At 42.7% G+C, this 15,000-nt stretch carries 18 protein-coding genes; 1 reads left to right on the forward strand and 17 read right to left on the reverse strand.

The window, feature by feature from the left end; translation table 11 throughout:
* Positions 1-8: 8 nt before the first annotated feature.
* The 13 genes from traM to FKG96_RS24830 all read right to left on the reverse strand — a co-directional run bounded on the left by traM (position 9) and on the right by FKG96_RS24830 (position 10,368).
* A complete protein-coding gene (gene traM, locus FKG96_RS24775; protein WP_165447078.1) occupies positions 9-1,094 on the reverse strand; it encodes a conjugative transposon protein TraM in 1,086 nt (361 codons plus the stop codon).
* Between the two features lie 26 nt (positions 1,095-1,120).
* Positions 1,121-1,348, reverse strand: a complete 228-nt coding sequence (locus FKG96_RS26875; protein ID WP_041387017.1) for a hypothetical protein — start codon at positions 1,346-1,348, stop codon at positions 1,121-1,123.
* On the reverse strand, positions 1,345-1,956 hold the full coding sequence (gene traK / locus FKG96_RS24780; RefSeq protein ID WP_013663559.1) for a conjugative transposon protein TraK: 612 nt from the start codon (positions 1,954-1,956) through the stop codon (positions 1,345-1,347). The genes FKG96_RS26875 and traK overlap by 4 nt, the downstream gene beginning before the upstream one ends.
* A 20-nt stretch (positions 1,957-1,976) precedes the next feature.
* Positions 1,977-3,188 carry a conjugative transposon protein TraJ gene (traJ, locus tag FKG96_RS24785; protein ID WP_130858250.1) on the reverse strand — a complete coding sequence of 404 codons (1,212 nt, stop codon included), beginning with the start codon at positions 3,186-3,188 and terminating at the stop codon, positions 1,977-1,979.
* Complete coding sequence (locus tag FKG96_RS24790) at positions 3,185-3,847, reverse strand: TerB family tellurite resistance protein (RefSeq protein WP_130858251.1); 663 nt, start codon at positions 3,845-3,847, stop codon at positions 3,185-3,187. The genes traJ and FKG96_RS24790 overlap by 4 nt, the downstream gene beginning before the upstream one ends.
* Positions 3,831-4,517: a hypothetical protein gene (locus FKG96_RS24795; protein ID WP_130858252.1), complete on the reverse strand. Its 687-nt coding sequence runs from the start codon at positions 4,515-4,517 to the stop codon at positions 3,831-3,833. Before FKG96_RS24795 ends, FKG96_RS24790 begins: the two co-directional genes overlap by 17 nt.
* Positions 4,501-5,184, reverse strand: a complete 684-nt coding sequence (locus FKG96_RS24800; RefSeq protein WP_242627395.1) for a conjugal transfer protein TraI — start codon at positions 5,182-5,184, stop codon at positions 4,501-4,503. Before FKG96_RS24800 ends, FKG96_RS24795 begins: the two co-directional genes overlap by 17 nt.
* Before the next feature lie 53 nt (positions 5,185-5,237).
* Positions 5,238-7,691 carry a TraG family conjugative transposon ATPase gene (locus tag FKG96_RS24805; protein ID WP_130858254.1) on the reverse strand — a complete coding sequence of 818 codons (2,454 nt, stop codon included), beginning with the start codon at positions 7,689-7,691 and terminating at the stop codon, positions 5,238-5,240.
* A 9-nt stretch (positions 7,692-7,700) separates the two neighbouring features.
* Entirely contained in the window at positions 7,701-8,042 is a 342-nt protein-coding gene (locus FKG96_RS24810) for a DUF4133 domain-containing protein (protein ID WP_130858255.1), read from the reverse strand.
* Positions 8,043-8,054: 12 nt separating this feature from the next.
* Positions 8,055-8,393 carry a DUF4134 domain-containing protein gene (locus FKG96_RS24815; RefSeq protein WP_130858256.1) on the reverse strand — a complete coding sequence of 113 codons (339 nt, stop codon included), beginning with the start codon at positions 8,391-8,393 and terminating at the stop codon, positions 8,055-8,057.
* 32 nt (positions 8,394-8,425) lie between these two features.
* The gene (locus FKG96_RS24820; RefSeq protein ID WP_130858257.1) at positions 8,426-8,950 is read right to left on the reverse strand and encodes a hypothetical protein; all 525 of its coding nucleotides are present in this window, start codon (positions 8,948-8,950) and stop codon (positions 8,426-8,428) included.
* Between the two features lie 134 nt (positions 8,951-9,084).
* Positions 9,085-9,948, reverse strand: coding sequence for an RteC domain-containing protein (locus tag FKG96_RS24825; RefSeq protein ID WP_130858258.1), 864 nt, complete (start codon positions 9,946-9,948; stop codon positions 9,085-9,087).
* A gap of 156 nt (positions 9,949-10,104) precedes the next feature.
* The gene (locus tag FKG96_RS24830) at positions 10,105-10,368 is read right to left on the reverse strand and encodes a helix-turn-helix domain-containing protein (RefSeq protein WP_013663569.1); all 264 of its coding nucleotides are present in this window, start codon (positions 10,366-10,368) and stop codon (positions 10,105-10,107) included.
* An 84-nt stretch (positions 10,369-10,452) separates the two neighbouring features.
* Here FKG96_RS24830 and FKG96_RS24835 point away from each other — a divergent pair, with 84 nt between their 5' ends.
* Positions 10,453-10,692: a hypothetical protein gene (locus FKG96_RS24835; protein ID WP_130858260.1), complete on the forward strand. Its 240-nt coding sequence runs from the start codon at positions 10,453-10,455 to the stop codon at positions 10,690-10,692.
* On the opposite strand, the gene FKG96_RS24840 is transcribed toward FKG96_RS24835, so the two are convergent.
* From FKG96_RS24840 to FKG96_RS24855, 4 genes are read right to left on the reverse strand one after another with little or no spacing between them, the layout of a single operon-like run.
* A complete protein-coding gene (locus FKG96_RS24840; RefSeq protein WP_130858261.1) occupies positions 10,693-11,898 on the reverse strand; it encodes a hypothetical protein in 1,206 nt (401 codons plus the stop codon).
* 13 nt (positions 11,899-11,911) lie between these two features.
* Complete coding sequence (locus FKG96_RS24845; RefSeq protein ID WP_130858262.1) at positions 11,912-12,619, reverse strand: LytTR family DNA-binding domain-containing protein; 708 nt, start codon at positions 12,617-12,619, stop codon at positions 11,912-11,914.
* Complete coding sequence (locus FKG96_RS24850; RefSeq protein WP_130858263.1) at positions 12,619-13,809, reverse strand: sensor histidine kinase; 1,191 nt, start codon at positions 13,807-13,809, stop codon at positions 12,619-12,621. Before FKG96_RS24850 ends, FKG96_RS24845 begins: the two co-directional genes overlap by 1 nt.
* Positions 13,810-13,822: 13 nt before the next feature.
* Positions 13,823-14,956 carry a hypothetical protein gene (locus tag FKG96_RS24855; protein ID WP_130858264.1) on the reverse strand — a complete coding sequence of 378 codons (1,134 nt, stop codon included), beginning with the start codon at positions 14,954-14,956 and terminating at the stop codon, positions 13,823-13,825.
* Between the last annotated feature and the right edge of the window lie 44 nt (positions 14,957-15,000).

Raw genomic sequence — 15,000 nt, forward strand, 5'->3', positions numbered from 1 at the left:
CTTCCAACCTATCTAGTGTTTTTTAAATCATTGTTCTTTAAGAGTACAGACTCCCCGGCTTTTACCTTAACCTTTATTTTGCGAACTTTTTTGCTGATTATGTTTTTAGCGGCCTCCATACCGGCACCCGCTACCTGCGTGGCAATGGAGCCATCTAGCCCGTACATACCAATTCCACGCACCAGATTGTCCGTCCCAAGATTTGCGGCTTCCGTGATGACCGCTTCGGGAGCGTAAAGACCCTCCATTCCATCGAGACTATAAACGCTTAGGTTTACGGGGATAATCGATGTTCCCAAACGGATATTGCGGATATTTAGCATAATCCGTTGATTCGCTATCCGGCAGGTAGCGAACAGATAAAAGCCTTTGGGAATATGATGGCCCTTGATGACCATACTATCCTGCAACTGAAGCCTTACCGTAGCTCCCTGTACTACTTTTTGTTTATTGGTAATGATCGCCGGTATTGCCCTGAAAAGGCTATCCTCGGCTGCAATCATCTCTTTTTCGCTTTGGAGCTTTTCTTTGACCCGGTCCGGGTGCTGAATATCCAGAATCGTCTGGAGTAGTCCATTGAGCTGCTCCACCTCTCTATCATCAGAGCTGTCTGCATGCATGCTTTTCATCAAAGATTCCAGCCGATCTACTTCGCTGTTCATCTCTGATTTGGGTCTTGGTTCCACCATTGGATTTTCAGCTACAACCGCAAAAGGAAATTTTTTCTGTTTTTCTTGTGGCCTGCTGATTTCCTGCCGGATTGCTTTTAGCTTTTCATCAATTTCCTCGGCTTTTGGATTTTCCTCTGGCGAGAAACCCAGCCTGTTTATGACATTTTCAATACCCTCCTGCTTTTTTTCCTCATCCCTCGTCGCCTGCCGGTAAAAATCCATCTTATCACGGGGTTGATTTTTTTGCCTGAATGCAGCATTAGGTAATTCCGTATTGATGCCTTTTTTTTCGATTTGAGCATCGTCCTTTGTTCCCTTACCGCCCCCTAATGTATAAAATGCAAATACCAAAAAGGGCATTACGAGCAATGGCAAGAAAAGCCATATTTTACGGGTGTCTCTCTTTTTTTCCTGTTCTATCATGATATTGTTTTTTTTGATGATCAATTTCAATTCAGTGCCCGGACCAACAGGTAAATACAGTAAGCTCCAATAGAGAGAAAGCATAAGAGGAAAGCGGATAGCAAAACCCATCGGGGTAAGCCACTGGCCTTTTTATTCAAAAAGGAAGCAAACCGTTGTTGTCCCTTAACGATTTTCATCGCTATCCGGTAAGCCGTTTCATCCTGTTCATGTTGCTGCTGCTTCCTATCCTGTTGTTTCCTGTAGAGTTTCATGGCAACTGGTTTTCGTTTTTGAGGACTTCCCAATGCTCTATCAGAAAGCCATGTGGGTTATTATCGGTCTGTTGCTTTAAGTCGCGTACTTTCCCTTTGGTGACCAGTCTCTTCAATGCCGTGCTGGTTGAGCGGGTGAGCTTTTGGGTAGCATAACAGATAAATGTGTAGGGATATTGGTCTATATCAAGCACGGTGCTGTCCACCTCAATTTCCTGTGAGATATTGGCCGAGATCAGGTTGTTGTAATAACCCGATTCCTTCAGGTTGTCATACTGCTTCTTGGCAGACTCGTCCGCGAGATAAAATGCCTTTGAAACACTGGTCTCTATGGCTTTATCGTCCGGAATGAGGTTAAAAAAGTAATAGTGGAACGTTTTGATATGATCCCGTAGCTCAACAGGCAGGTTACCTTGCCTATGTGTTGCAAGGGCTTCCATCACCTTCCCGTTATATAGAATATAAATCCGTTGCTGAGCTGCTTCTACCATCTGATAGCTTTTGTAGGCACAGAAACAGACTGTCAGAACATTGGCCAATATCAGGGCGATACTGAACCTTTTTATATGCCTGAAGGCCGTATCAATATTTCTGAACTGTGTAAACATAGGCTTGTCTTTAATTTGAATTATTTACCGGAAAGCTTGTCATAGAGGTAGGCTCCTCCTTTTCCCATTGTACCTGATGCACCATATGAGCCCGAACCTTCCTGCTGCCCGGAATATTGTTTTCCGGCCTGTAAGATGTTGGAACCTCCCTGCATTACACCAGCAGCCCCACCTGTCGCCAAACCTCCCGCGGCCATGGCCGAAGTGGTTACGATACTGGTTACTTTCTGCAACATCGCATTGGCTCCTCCTGCCTGCACCACGTAGTTAGCTACATTGGGAACAGTGAAATACCCTACAATTCCGATCAGCATAAATATCAGGTAAGCGGTATCATAGGTACTGAAAAAGGTGTCACCTGACTGGCCGATCTGTCCGATATCTATTTTGAGCATATTCTCCTGAATTTTGCCAAGTATACTTCCGAATATGTTACTGATGGGAAGCCATAAAAAGACGTTGATATACCGGGCAAGCCATTGGACAAGCGATTGCTGGAAACCATCAAAGACCGCTATACCAAGCACAAAGGGCCCTAGTATGGAGAGCACGATCAAGAAAAATGTCCGGATCGTATTGATGCACAGAGAAGCAGCTGCGAAAACAACCTGCAAAACCTCACTCATCCATTGCTTTACCGAATTGCGGAAATTGTAAGATTGTTTCTCCATCCAGAACTGCATATCGTGGCCCAGTCCTTCCAAAAGTCCCTCGCCGGAGCCGTTCTCGTTTTCGGGATACTTGTATTTATACCATTCGGAACGATCGCCGTTACCGTCTTCTCCGACATAAATATTATACAGATCGGATTTTTTTACTGCCGCCTCTTTTTGTTTCAGGAGTGCTATTATTGCATCATTACTGTCTCTGACCATTGCCCCAGTGGCAAGCACAGTCGGTTGCAGTACACCGTTCATCAGATCGATAACCGCGGGAAAAAACATAATGGCAAGACCAAGACCGAATGGACGCAAAAGCGGATAAAAATCGATGGATTCAGCGGCCGCAATCTGGCGCCATACACGACTGGCGGTATACCAGAGGGCGCCAAAACCAGCTATGGCACGCGCAACGTCGATGAGTTTTCCGCTTAACGGCTGCATGTCGTCCCGCACACTGTCCAGTACGGGCTGCATGCCGCCCAAGGTCTGGGCAATATCCGCGCGACTGGCAAGCGGGAAGACAAGTGCGACAACCGCCAACAGGACGGCCGCAAGTTTAATTTTTTTCATGGGTTTTTACCGTTAAAAAATTGACTGATACCTTTGATATCATTTATTTCTCTTTTCCTCTGCGCCAGCAATACATTACCTGATTCATTGAATTTCCGGAGGAAAAGTAACTTATCCTGTATGTCGTTGTAAATACGGTCGATCTGCGCTAGACGCTCTTCATCGCTCATTCTCAATTGAGAGGAAGTGATCACCAGGAGAAGATCCTCCAGGTTGTCTTTGCTCTGGTTCAATAGCCTTCCGTACACATTAGCCATATATTCCAATTCTCCGGAGTTGAATATTGCCGAACTTCTGAAATGTGATAGTGCGGATCGATATTCCGAATTGATCCTACCTTGCAAGCTGATGATGTCGGCAATCCGTCCATATTTTTTCACTTCGGGACTGACCAGCATCAGGCCATCAAGAAAAACGGTATGCAGGGAAAAGTTGCCCTCTGCTATATTCCTGATCGTATTATAACCATTGCTGATTATATCATAACCCGTTTTCATATCCCTTAAAATGTTTTTGAACTGGCTCAACTTTTCTGCATTGAGGATCAATTGCTGTATTTCGGTAGACTGCCCAGATGACCGTAAGGGCAATGCCATTGTTAGGCAGTAAGCAGCTACCGCAAAGAGAAAATACCTGCCTTTTTCAATTAGCTGTTTCATACATATGGTGGATTTGATTCACGGACTTTAATTCTGATCTTATCTGTTCTTTTAAAACATTTACTTGTCCCGCGAAATGTTGGGCAAATGAGAACTTGTCACGCATAGACGTAAACACCTTATCTAACCGCTGCAAGCGCTGAGCTTCTGTCATTTCGATTTTACCGGGAGCAATAATCAGGAACAGTTCCTCCATATCCCTGCTACAATCCTCCGACAGCTTAGCGTGAATCTTTTCGATATAGGCCTTATGTGAAACTGAAAGGTCTCCATTGTCCCTTTCGAGCATATTAAACAGTTTGCTGATGGTAAGCTGGAAAGCGATGATTTCAGCCACTTTTATATGGTTTCTGATGAAGGGGCTTACAGTTTTTAATGAGCTGATAAAGGCATTATGGAGACTGAACTCCCCACCAGTAAAACCCTTTACCGTTTGCAGTCCTGAACGCGCAATATTATAACCATCTCTTACATAGCCCGAATAAAGCTGCAAGGCTGCAATCTGTGTCAACAGGTATTTTTTCTGCGTCTTTTTCTGTTTAAAAAACTCCGAGAATGTTTGGGCTTGGGCAATATTGTTCACAGAAGAAAGTGGCAATATTGCAATCCAGCACAATAATACGCTGAACAGCGCACTGTAAAATACCGATAGCTTATTCCTGTATCCCATAAATCTCTTTTAAGGTGACCACTTCATCCAATGAGGTTGCCCGCTGGATGCTCAGTTTAATGTTTTCGTGATTGAATTTTTTCAGGTCGGTAAGGTTCCGATCGATTTTATCGGCTGCACCGGCAATGATTTCCAGTCTGGCGGCATCCGACATCTGTGTTTTAAAGCTGTTCACCACTAATAAAAGCTCATCCGCATTTTTGACGCTTGCATCCAGTATCCCTGAATAAACTTTCTCCATAACGGAAATCTCTTCGGGCGAGAAATGTTTATCACGTTTAAAGAGATTCCATGCCCACTTATATTCATTGACCAGTTCAACCTGTTTTGCCGTGAGTTCTTTCAGGCGTTTGTAATAGGTAACAGCTGATTTGATTTCCCAAAGTTCCTGATAGTATTTACGGTAGAGTTCTTTCTGTTTTTCCGTCCAATCGGCAATTTCGGTGAGTTTCAGCTTGGAAAGCTGATTTTCCAATACTTTCTGGGCATTCTGTAGCCATATCGCTTCGTTCTGCAAGCGTTGTATCTTTAGATCTACCGCTTTGATGACCCTTTTTACGCCCGTGCGGATCACTTCCGCTAGGGCAATCTGTGCGCTGGCCCCTTTCGGTACACCTACAAACAACGTGGCGGCGCTAAGGGGAAGCATAATCATATACTTCTTCATAATCTTCCTGATTTTGTGCGTCAAATTTTTTATAGTTTTCATTAGCTTATTCATTATTGACCGAGTGTTTCTTTGACAAGCATCTCAATACCTTTCTGCATACTACCATATCGCAGGGCGTATTCCTGTACCTTTACCTTTTCACTGGCCTCCGTGGTATAGGTCCAATACTCTTTGGGTGATACTTCGGTACGGTAGACCTTGCTGTGTCCACCAAGGCTGATAAACACCTCCTTGTACGAGTGGTCGGGATCGTTAGCTTTGTTCATGGATAGCACCAGTGCTTTCTCCTTATCCGTAAGCCCCAGCAGTTCCTGTACCTGCTCAAACTTGTTGGCATATTTGGACTGATCGAGCAATATCTTCGTGTCAGAATTATTAATGATGGCATTTTTTACGATGGGCGAACTGATAATGTCCTCGATTTCCTGCGTCACTACGATAGGTTCACCAAAGAACTTGCGCATGGTTTTCCATAGGTAGCGCACATGTTCGGCCATACTATCTTTTGCAATTGCCTTCCATGCTTCTTCCAGCAGCACAACTTTCCTGATCTGCGGTATTTTCCGCATCTTTGATATAATCATTTCCATTATGACAAGGGTAATCACAGGAAAAAGCACGGGGTGGTCTTTCACTGCATCCAGTTCCATCACAATGAACCGTTGATGAAGTAAGTCCAGATTTTCATTGGCGTTCAACAGGTAATCAAACTCCCCACCCTTGTAGTAAGGATTGAGTACATAAAGAAAACTCCCCAGGTCAAAATCTTTTTCCTTTACCTGCGCTTCTTTAAGTACCGGCGAATATTCGGATAAGAGAAATTCGTAAAAGCTGTTGAATGAAGGAAAGATGTCGGGATTTTCGTCTAAGTAAGCGTAGTAAAAGGTTAGGGCATTGGATATCGCAACATACTCGGACCTTTTGTAAGGTTCGCTATCCTTTTTCCATAAGGATAACAGCAAGGTCTTAATGCTTTCTTTTTTTTCGGTGTCGAGCGAGCTACCTTCAGGCAGATAGAAAGGATTGAAACGTATGGGGTCATCATCCGAATAAGTAAAATAGTAACCGCCTACCAGATCGCACAATCCCTTATAGCTGTGGCCAATATCCACAATAATGATATGTGCACCCTGCTCATGGTAGCTCCGCATGAAATGGTTGGTCAGAAAACTTTTTCCCGAACCCGAAGGACCCAATATAAATTTTGCCCGATTGGTGATCCATCCCTGTTTCCAGGGCTCGTCCGAAATATCCACATGCACGGGTCGACCACTTATCCGGTCTCCAAGACGGATACCGAACGGACTGATGCTATCTTTATAGTTGGTTTCCAGATTGAAGAAACATGCAGCCTGCTCGGCAAAGCTGTCAAAAGTATCATTGATGGGAAAATCGGCCCCTGCTCCGGGCATTCCGGCGTACCATATCTGGGCCATGCCGTCTGTCTCCTGTTTGGCCGTGCAGTCCATTTGAGCAAGTGCCGAACTGACCTGATTTCTAAGTTCTGCATCTTCCGGTTTATCCGACCATACCAGCACGTTGAAATGCGCTTTAATAGGCAGCCGCTGCTCACCGATGGCCTCGTTCAGAAAGCCGTTGACTGCCTCCATTGCCAGGGCGTTTTCCCTGCTGTACATCGAAAGAGATTGTAGCCGGAGCTTTTTAGATTCCAGCGCCTTGATCGTTTTTTGCGGATCTTCGATCAGTATATATTGGTTGTAAATATGATTACAATTTAAGAGCTGCCCTAATGGACTTGCAAAACCAATACTGAACTTGGTCCGATCTGTACTGTATTTTTCATAGTTGATCCTGCTTCCGCACAGGGCAGGAAGGTTCTCGGTATCAGCAAGTGTATACAGCTGACAGTACCGGTCACCTATTTTCAAACCATTTTGCAGATTAATGTCACGTACTATCGACTGCTCGTTTTCTGTTAACAGAAAACAGTAACGTTCCATAATCCCTGCCTTTACCGACGTTCCCGCTAACTCATCATTTCTCAATCGCCTCGGCCTAATAAATCCGCTATCTGTTAATATCCGTTCGAATTGCCCCGCGCTGTCCAGAAAATGTTGGAAAAGGTTTTCGTCCACGGTTTGCGCCGGAACAATCGTCCTCCGTAAAAGATTGTTATAAGCGGATGTGGCAGGCTTGCGCCCATTTGGCTTTTTGGTCAGGAAAAGATAGCAGGAATGAGCCAGATAAGGTCGTTCATTAAAAAACTTTTCACTGCTACGGGCAAGGAAACCATCCTTTCCTTCGTAGTCTGCTTTATAGCTCGCCTGTGTGTGCCAATCCTGTTTATGTAGGACGGTATGGTTTTGCAGTACCTTGATTGCCTTGACAAAGGTGCTGTGATAAGCCGTATAATCCCGTTCCGATAAAGTGAAAATCTCGGGCAGGGTCAGTTCATAGGCTACCGTAATATCTCCCTGTCTGCTGAGTATACAGTCGTGCTCCACTTTGTAAATAGGAAATATGTTTGTTGCTTCGGCTATCATATCATTTTTTTATTTATGGTTAACGGAATGCGTGTGTGCATTTAAAGAAGTAAATAGACGGCGCGAGCGGAATCGTATGGTGTGGGGCAGCCTTCTCTTTGCCAGATATTTCATCAGGCCGTGCGTTCCGAAGCGGTGGCTTAAATGAAAAACCAATAAAAAATGTGCTGTGCCCAGCATCAGAATCAGGGGTAAAACGATCAACAGACTGGTATCCATGATATACAATAACGCAAAGAGAATCAGAAGAACAACCAGCCCTATTGCCAGATAGATAATATACTGCGCCTTGAGGCCTTTGAACACAATTGGCTGCGAAACACCTTTGTTGATGGAATAAATGCCGCTCATAGTCTGCTCTTTTTATACACCAAAAAATGATTTGAGAACAGTGGCCACAATGACCAGAAAGACGCAGCTTCCAAACCATGAAGCTGCCACTTTATTCGTGTCGGGTTCTCCAGCATTCCATTTATTGAAAACCTTGACAGCTCCTATAATGCCTACCACCGCACCGATGGCATACATCAGGTCAATTCCCGAATCAAAATACCCCTTCACCTTATCGGTTGCTGACTGGATACCGGCATCCCCGTCCTGCGCAAATAGTGGAATGGAAAGGAAAAACTGATAACTGAAAAAGATATATAAGGCGAAGAGTATCCTGGCAATAGCCTGTTTTTTATGATTGTTGCGATTCATATAAGGATGATTTTAAGTTTCTCTAAAAAATTTTATTCCCAGAAGTTTTCCAACTCTCTTTCCGAAAGGGGAAAAGGGGCATGCCGGGTAATAAATTCATTAAGGGATTGCTGGTTGGAATCGGTACGGATAGCCTTGAGGCGTGGTTTGAATCCATCCATCAGGATAAGGAAATCTTCTTTTGTCCCTTCCTCGTCTTTTAGGATCTGAAAAAGCTGTTTCATCTCTTCCAGCAGATCGGGAATGTTGCCGAGCATTTTTTCTTTGTGCTCTTCATCCCTTTTCCGGAAAGAGAATTCGTCCATGCCCATGACACTCATCCCTTCGGGAAGTTTCGTCTTACCCATCAGGTCATCGTCCACGCTTTCCGTTTGTTCTGTATCGAGGTCATTCTCCTTTGTTCCGCTGTGTGGTCTTTTTTCGGCACCGTGTTTTTTACCTGTCAACAACCTTTTTAATTCTTTTCTGAAAAGGAGCAGGATTACGCTGATATACCATAGGAATGTCAACAAGGTGGCGGCAAGTAAGAACTCCTGCCATGTGATATGTTTTAACATAATACTTTGCTTTCAGCTGCACTCCATTATGCAGCTTTTACGAAGCAAAGTTTGATAGACTACGTTTTTTTGCTTGACAACCTACTGGGTAGTACCCAAAAATAAACGCGTAAACACCTGAAGGACAATCTGATTTAAAATCGTCTATTTTGGATGTCCGGGCGATATGCATCTTCATCATCCAGCTTTTGGATTATAGCTTTACCCATTTCGTCAATATATTTGGTACGACTGAGCCTTTTGCGCTGCTTGATTTCGGCAAATCTTCTGTAAGGGCGTCCGATTTTTACATTGAAGAGAATTTCCAGCTTACGGACAATTTCACCTATTCCCGCGTGACCCTTGTTGATCTGTCCGGTACAGTACCATCCGTAGGCAGTTTCCAGCAAATTAATGCTTTCTCCGGTCCAAACCATGTCGTTCCCCGCTTCGATGTCGGTAACATTGTCCTTTCCATCTATCAGCTTCCGTAGATAGGTGGTCATACGCTCATTGGAAAGAATCTTACCGATGAGATAATCTGCCGGGGTGGAGAAACGTTCGTCGTAGTCAATCCGTACCGGACAGAGCCATGACGGTGGTTCTGTAGACGAACGCATAAACAGAAGGCGGTCGAGGTGGTCAGCTCCGGAACGATGATAGCTGTGAAGTTCACGGTTGTCGCGATAGAATTTCTCGATCCCTTTGAGGAGATAACGGTAATATTTCTTAAGTTGATCGGCCGTGCCTTCCGGTTTCGTCAATTCAATCCGTTGTCTGGCAGAATAATAAAGTACCTGACTTATAAACGTAGGCTTTTTAGTCTTAAAAAAAGCTATTTCTTCCTGTTCACTGCTAAAGGTATAGTTTACAGTCCTGTTTTTAAGTTCAACGAGATAAGAACGCGCAGTCAGCAATTTTTTGGCAATTTCCAGCTTATCTGTTATTTCTTCCTGTTCGATCATTGCCAGCTCATCTGAAAGTTGCCGGTAAAGATTATTGGCGATTTCGAGTATCATAAGCAAAAATTTTGGTGCGCTACAAATACTCAGGTTTTACGGATGGAAATAAAGTGGTGAAGGTGGTGTCGGAACAGCTACATGTGTAATATCAGAGCTTATTTACGGCCTATTAAAGGTATTAGGTGGTGAAAAAATGAGAAAAAATGTGCAATATTAGTCAAAACCTTCACTGAAGAACTCTTTGGGTGTCACATTAAGTGCTTTCATGACTTTCAAAAGGCTTTTGTACTGTAAGTTTTCGCCTGCCTCATAGCGACCATATTGTGCTCGCGCTAGATCATGGGCATTGGCAAATTTTTCGTAATTGGCATACCCGGCTTTGATCCGGAGTGCTTTTATCCTTTCTCCCAGTTTTCTTAAATCTTCATCTTCCGATGGTGATATTTCCTTTTGCGACATACAAACAAAATAAGCCATAAGGATATTTATATGTTACCATTAATAAGTTACTACTAATTAGATACTACTAATAAGTAGTAAAATATTCTTATTTTTATGCCGATGAATAAGATGTCGGAACTGGAAAAATTAACGGGCCTGGAGACACTTCCCCTGAACCAGCACCCCTTAAGCGCTAGTTTTATTAAAACGTGCAACAAAATTGGATGGCTAACGATAGAAGATATTTTCAATGCCGGACTGGAAAAGGTTGCAGAACATCCAAAGATCAACGACGAATGGTTTGATGAACTGTTGGCTTACCTGAGAGAGCTTGGGATGCTATATAGGATGAACCCTTGATCAGGGATACTTGGAATTTATGTAATTCAACATTGAGGTTAACATCTGTTTTACTTTATTGATCACCTGTTGAGAGGGAATGGTATCCTTACTCAGTAAACTATGCAGCGCCAGGTGTTCTCTGTTGGGTGTTCCGATAAAGTCTGCTATAAAAGCAAATAACATTTTCTTGGTATCCACCACAAGTATTTTCATTTCCAACAGCACGCGGAAAAAGAAAAGTAGCTGCCGTTCGGTAAGGGAAACCTGAAAATGGTAGCGGCCCGTTGCCGGATCAATTGCACCCACCGGAAATTTTGACCATAAGCTTCGACGCTTGCGGAGCTCTTTACGCTTACGTTTACTGTATGTTAAAAGTTGCTGCCTTATGGACGGCATCTGGTTATCGGCGGCCTGTTTTTTTACTTCAGGGATCAGCGCCAACTGGTTTCTGTAAATTAGCCATTGTTCTTCTTTTTTATATTCATCGTCCAGATTTTCCACAGCCTTTGCCATTTTTTCTTTGATAAGATGACAGAAGGGGCCATAATTGAAATTCAGGGTTATCAGCTGTTCGATCAGCTCCCGTTCGTAGCGATCCGAATATTTCAGGTAAGACAGACGTGAAGGCAATTCAGCTACAAGCCTGATGGCATAATGCCAATGATGCCATTTAAAATAACTCATCATGCTTTTATCAGAAAACCCGGAAAAGTAGTTTTGTAGGGAGACGATCAGCTGTCGATCCACGCGATTTTTATATAGCTCTCCCAATAATGTGCGTACATTCCTCAAAAAGGTTGTTGACCTGAAATAGGGTATAAAAGGGGGCAGTGGTCTGTCTTCGTGAAAACAATCGGGATAGTGCTGAAATAAGCCTTCCAGAAACCGGATTCCCTGGTTCAGTGCATAGTAATAGACCGCAGCCCGGTAGTTATTCCCGTAAGCTATCTTTATTCTTCTTTCCTTTTCCTGTTCAAGTTTCCTCCACCACTCCTGCATTACATCGGTTATATTGAGTTGGTATTTTCCTATTAATGTATACCTGCTGAACGGCTCATGGAGGACTGTAGCCGAGATATTTGTTTCCAGACTTAAAAAATATTGTTTTATGACCCGTTTATAAGACGTGAAGCTCTCTTTATAATACGTTTCTGATATCAATACCTCATTAATGAGTTCATGAAGGTCATCGGCGCGCACAATTCGGTTCGATCTGGCATACATCTCATGTTGGTGATTAGTGTTGATACAACGTCTTTAGAACATAGTCCTTATATGTTTTTCCGATGATCAGCCCTGTTTTATTTTTCAGTATAACCATACCTTCATCGATCAGGTCAATCATCTTTATAGATATGATATAAGATCGGTGGATTCGTATAAAACCGTCAGTCAGACGCAGTTCGGATTCAACATCGTCCATCCGCATGGAAGTCAATACAAATTCATCATGTTTGTGGAATATTACATCGTTTCCCCTTGCTTCTACATAAATGATATCATTGAAATCTATCTTCTTTAATTTTCCTTTATGTTCGATCTGTACAAAGATGTAATCGTTTTTTACTGTGGGTAATTCCAATGTTCTGTGCAGTATCCTTTCCTTCAGCTTTTCCACTGCTTTTGCAAATCGATCGAATTGAACAGGCTTTAACAGATAATCCACTGCATCGAGCTCGATACTTTCGATTGCAAATTCTGTATAAGCAGTACAGACCACCACTTTAACCGAAGGGTCAAGCTCGCGCATCACTTCGGTACCCGTCATTTCATCCATTTCCATGTCAAGAAAAACTGCATGAACATTTAGTTTCGGGATCATTTTTAAACCTTCGAGTGGCCTTGTGGCGGTTCCTATCAAATGGACGTTCGGTACCTGCTCCAGATAACGGGAAATCTGTTCCAGTGCGGCAGGTTCATCATCAATTGCGAAACAGTTTATCATTATATTTCTTTTGTATCACTGGAAAAATCAATAAATAGCTCAACTGTATAAATCTCATTGTCTTCCGTACGACTAAGTCTCGCCTTGTTCTTAAAAGCACCTTTCAGTCTCCGTTCCACATTTTTCAAGCCAACATGGCTGCCCGAAGTATCCAATGTTTTGCTGATCCTTTTTTTATTGGAACTATAGAAATAAATCTTATCCCGGTTGACCACGATCTTGATCTGTAAGGGATATAGCGGATCTGATAGGTCTCCATATTTGAAGGCATTTTCCACAAGTGTAATAAAGGACAAAGGTGGAATCGAATGCAGATAGCGATCGCCTTCAAATTCAAATACAATATTTTTTCCTTTGCCGAAACGTCTCCGATTGATTTCGAGGTAAATTTCCAGATATTCCAGCTCCTTATGCACCGGCACAAGCTGTTTGCCTTTCACCGCATTGTCCAACGAATAACGCATCATCATGGAAAGCAGGTAGATGCTCTCGGCCAATGACTTGGATAAAGAGAGCGCCTCTGTATAGATAAAATTTAGTGAATTATGCAGAAAATGGGGATTGACCTGGGCTCTTAAAAATGCCTGTTCATATTCGAACTTTTCCCGTTCCATTTCGTAATGTGCTTTTTCCATCCGGCGTTTATACGCCAGATTGGCAAACCATTTCAGTATAAAATACACGATAATGGCATAGCTGGCGTATTTGATATAAGGGGAAAGTATATTGCGCAGGTACAGGCTCAGTTTAAACGGCACATCCTCATAATATAATTTAGCCCCAAATAGCGGCAATATTCCATAGATGCAAACATAGCCCAGTGCTGCCAGTATAAAGAAAGTGGAGATTACCAATAATATAGCGATCCCAATATTTATTTTCCGGCTTTCGATAAATTTAAAGAGAAAGAAATTACTGTAAAAGATAATCGAATACAACAAGCAGAGAAAAAGTATATGACTGTAGTCGACATAACTGATTTTGGGTAGGTTGTAGATATATACAAACTGGGCATAGATTATCCAACAGATAAAATTGAACAACAGGGGGTGTTTACGGAAAAAAGTGGCCATATCTTCCGGATTTTTTGGTTCATCATTCCACAAGATAAAAAAATTAGGCCATTTTCCGTAAAAAAGTGTGCAAAGAACGTTATTTCTCTTTGCACTGATAGCATCTAATGATTGCATATTCTCTTCTTTTTTAGATTTCCAGAACAACTCTGCCGGTTATGAGATCGCTCATATGATTCCGCTGTAATAAAGGGACTGTAAAAGGATAATCCCTTCTGTAAATCTGTTCCAGCCGCTTATATAACCAGTGTTCGATATCGAAACATTGATAATCTCTTTTCCTGAAAAGAAAATATTTGCCGGTTATACTGAAAAAGCTATAATCCTCTTCGTTGAATCTGATCAGTCTTTTCTTTTTTCCTTCTGTGATAATTGGTTCGGATATCTGTTCCGCGATCGGATTGACGATATCGGCATGCTCATGCAAATGCAGCCATGTTTCCCATTGCCAGGGCTTTATGGAGACAACTTTCTCCAGATGTTTATAGATTCGTGAAACGGCCTGCCCTATAAATATTTGCCTATTAAGCTCCTTATTCGGTAATATCGGAGGAAAAAAATCGAGACAGGGAACACGCTTCCATTGCCGTGTAGAAACTACCGGATAAATCGGGGATTTGCTCAGGTAAGAAATAAAAGCTGCCCCTGCTCTTACTTTGACATGTTGGTTCAGAAAAGGGATGGATATAAGGTTACGGCTCGTCAGGTCGTCTCCTGTTCCGGTATTACCATCTACATAAACTAAAATATTTTTTCCGTCCCTTAATTCTCTATTTATTCGCAGTAGGCTACTTTTATCGTTGGCATTGATCAGACTAAAACCAAGGTGTTCTATTTTTTTGTTGTCATATTTAGAATCAACCAGCTCTGTTTCCCTTTGCATCCCGTCTTTTGAAACCACCAGTACAAATGGAATATCATTTTTTGCCAGGTAATGCCCGATCATCCGGAAAGATCCGCTATGAAAGGTAGCAATTACTCCCGGTCTGGCTTTTATGTCCTGCAAAGCATAGCCATGAAAGCGAACTTTAAGGTTTTTGGGTACATCTGGGAGTGACTGTTCAAAATAGCTTTGCTGCTGGTTGGTCAACAGTTTAAAGAAATTTGACTCGTGCTCTCCATATTCCATCGATGGAAGAAAATTTCGAAAGCTTGCACTCACCACCTGAAATTTGTACCAGAAGGGGTTTGTAGGTTCTAAAGGAACCTTTATACCACTGATAGCAAAGCTGAGAGTATGACTTTTTACAAGAGCATTCTCCATTTTTTTAATGATTTAGCCCGACGGTCGAAAACCGCCGGGCGGTA

It is taken from the genome of Olivibacter sp. LS-1 (genome assembly GCF_008245145.1).
GTDB classification, from domain to species: domain Bacteria; phylum Bacteroidota; class Bacteroidia; order Sphingobacteriales; family Sphingobacteriaceae; genus Olivibacter; species Olivibacter oleidegradans.

Excerpts from the sequence above, each read along its gene's own strand:
- traM (WP_165447078.1), bottom strand. The coding sequence starts at position 1,094 with ATGATAGAACAGGAAAAAAAGAGAGACACCCGTAAAATATGGCTTTTC.
- FKG96_RS26875 (WP_041387017.1), bottom strand. The coding sequence starts at position 1,348 with ATGAAACTCTACAGGAAACAACAGGATAGGAAGCAGCAGCAACATGAA.
- traK (WP_013663559.1), bottom strand. The coding sequence starts at position 1,956 with ATGTTTACACAGTTCAGAAATATTGATACGGCCTTCAGGCATATAAAA.
- traJ (WP_130858250.1), bottom strand. The coding sequence starts at position 3,188 with ATGAAAAAAATTAAACTTGCGGCCGTCCTGTTGGCGGTTGTCGCACTT.
- FKG96_RS24790 (WP_130858251.1), bottom strand. The coding sequence starts at position 3,847 with ATGAAACAGCTAATTGAAAAAGGCAGGTATTTTCTCTTTGCGGTAGCT.
- FKG96_RS24795 (WP_130858252.1), bottom strand. The coding sequence starts at position 4,517 with ATGGGATACAGGAATAAGCTATCGGTATTTTACAGTGCGCTGTTCAGC.
- FKG96_RS24800 (WP_242627395.1), bottom strand. The coding sequence starts at position 5,184 with ATGAAGAAGTATATGATTATGCTTCCCCTTAGCGCCGCCACGTTGTTT.
- FKG96_RS24805 (WP_130858254.1), bottom strand. The coding sequence starts at position 7,691 with ATGATAGCCGAAGCAACAAACATATTTCCTATTTACAAAGTGGAGCAC.
- FKG96_RS24810 (WP_130858255.1), bottom strand. The coding sequence starts at position 8,042 with ATGAGCGGCATTTATTCCATCAACAAAGGTGTTTCGCAGCCAATTGTG.
- FKG96_RS24815 (WP_130858256.1), bottom strand. The coding sequence starts at position 8,393 with ATGAATCGCAACAATCATAAAAAACAGGCTATTGCCAGGATACTCTTC.
- FKG96_RS24820 (WP_130858257.1), bottom strand. The coding sequence starts at position 8,950 with ATGTTAAAACATATCACATGGCAGGAGTTCTTACTTGCCGCCACCTTG.
- FKG96_RS24825 (WP_130858258.1), bottom strand. The coding sequence starts at position 9,948 with ATGATACTCGAAATCGCCAATAATCTTTACCGGCAACTTTCAGATGAG.
- FKG96_RS24830 (WP_013663569.1), bottom strand. The coding sequence starts at position 10,368 with ATGGCTTATTTTGTTTGTATGTCGCAAAAGGAAATATCACCATCGGAA.
- FKG96_RS24835 (WP_130858260.1), top strand. The coding sequence starts at position 10,453 with ATGAATAAGATGTCGGAACTGGAAAAATTAACGGGCCTGGAGACACTT.
- FKG96_RS24840 (WP_130858261.1), bottom strand. The coding sequence starts at position 11,898 with ATGTATGCCAGATCGAACCGAATTGTGCGCGCCGATGACCTTCATGAA.
- FKG96_RS24845 (WP_130858262.1), bottom strand. The coding sequence starts at position 12,619 with ATGATAAACTGTTTCGCAATTGATGATGAACCTGCCGCACTGGAACAG.
- FKG96_RS24850 (WP_130858263.1), bottom strand. The coding sequence starts at position 13,809 with ATGCAATCATTAGATGCTATCAGTGCAAAGAGAAATAACGTTCTTTGC.
- FKG96_RS24855 (WP_130858264.1), bottom strand. The coding sequence starts at position 14,956 with ATGGAGAATGCTCTTGTAAAAAGTCATACTCTCAGCTTTGCTATCAGT.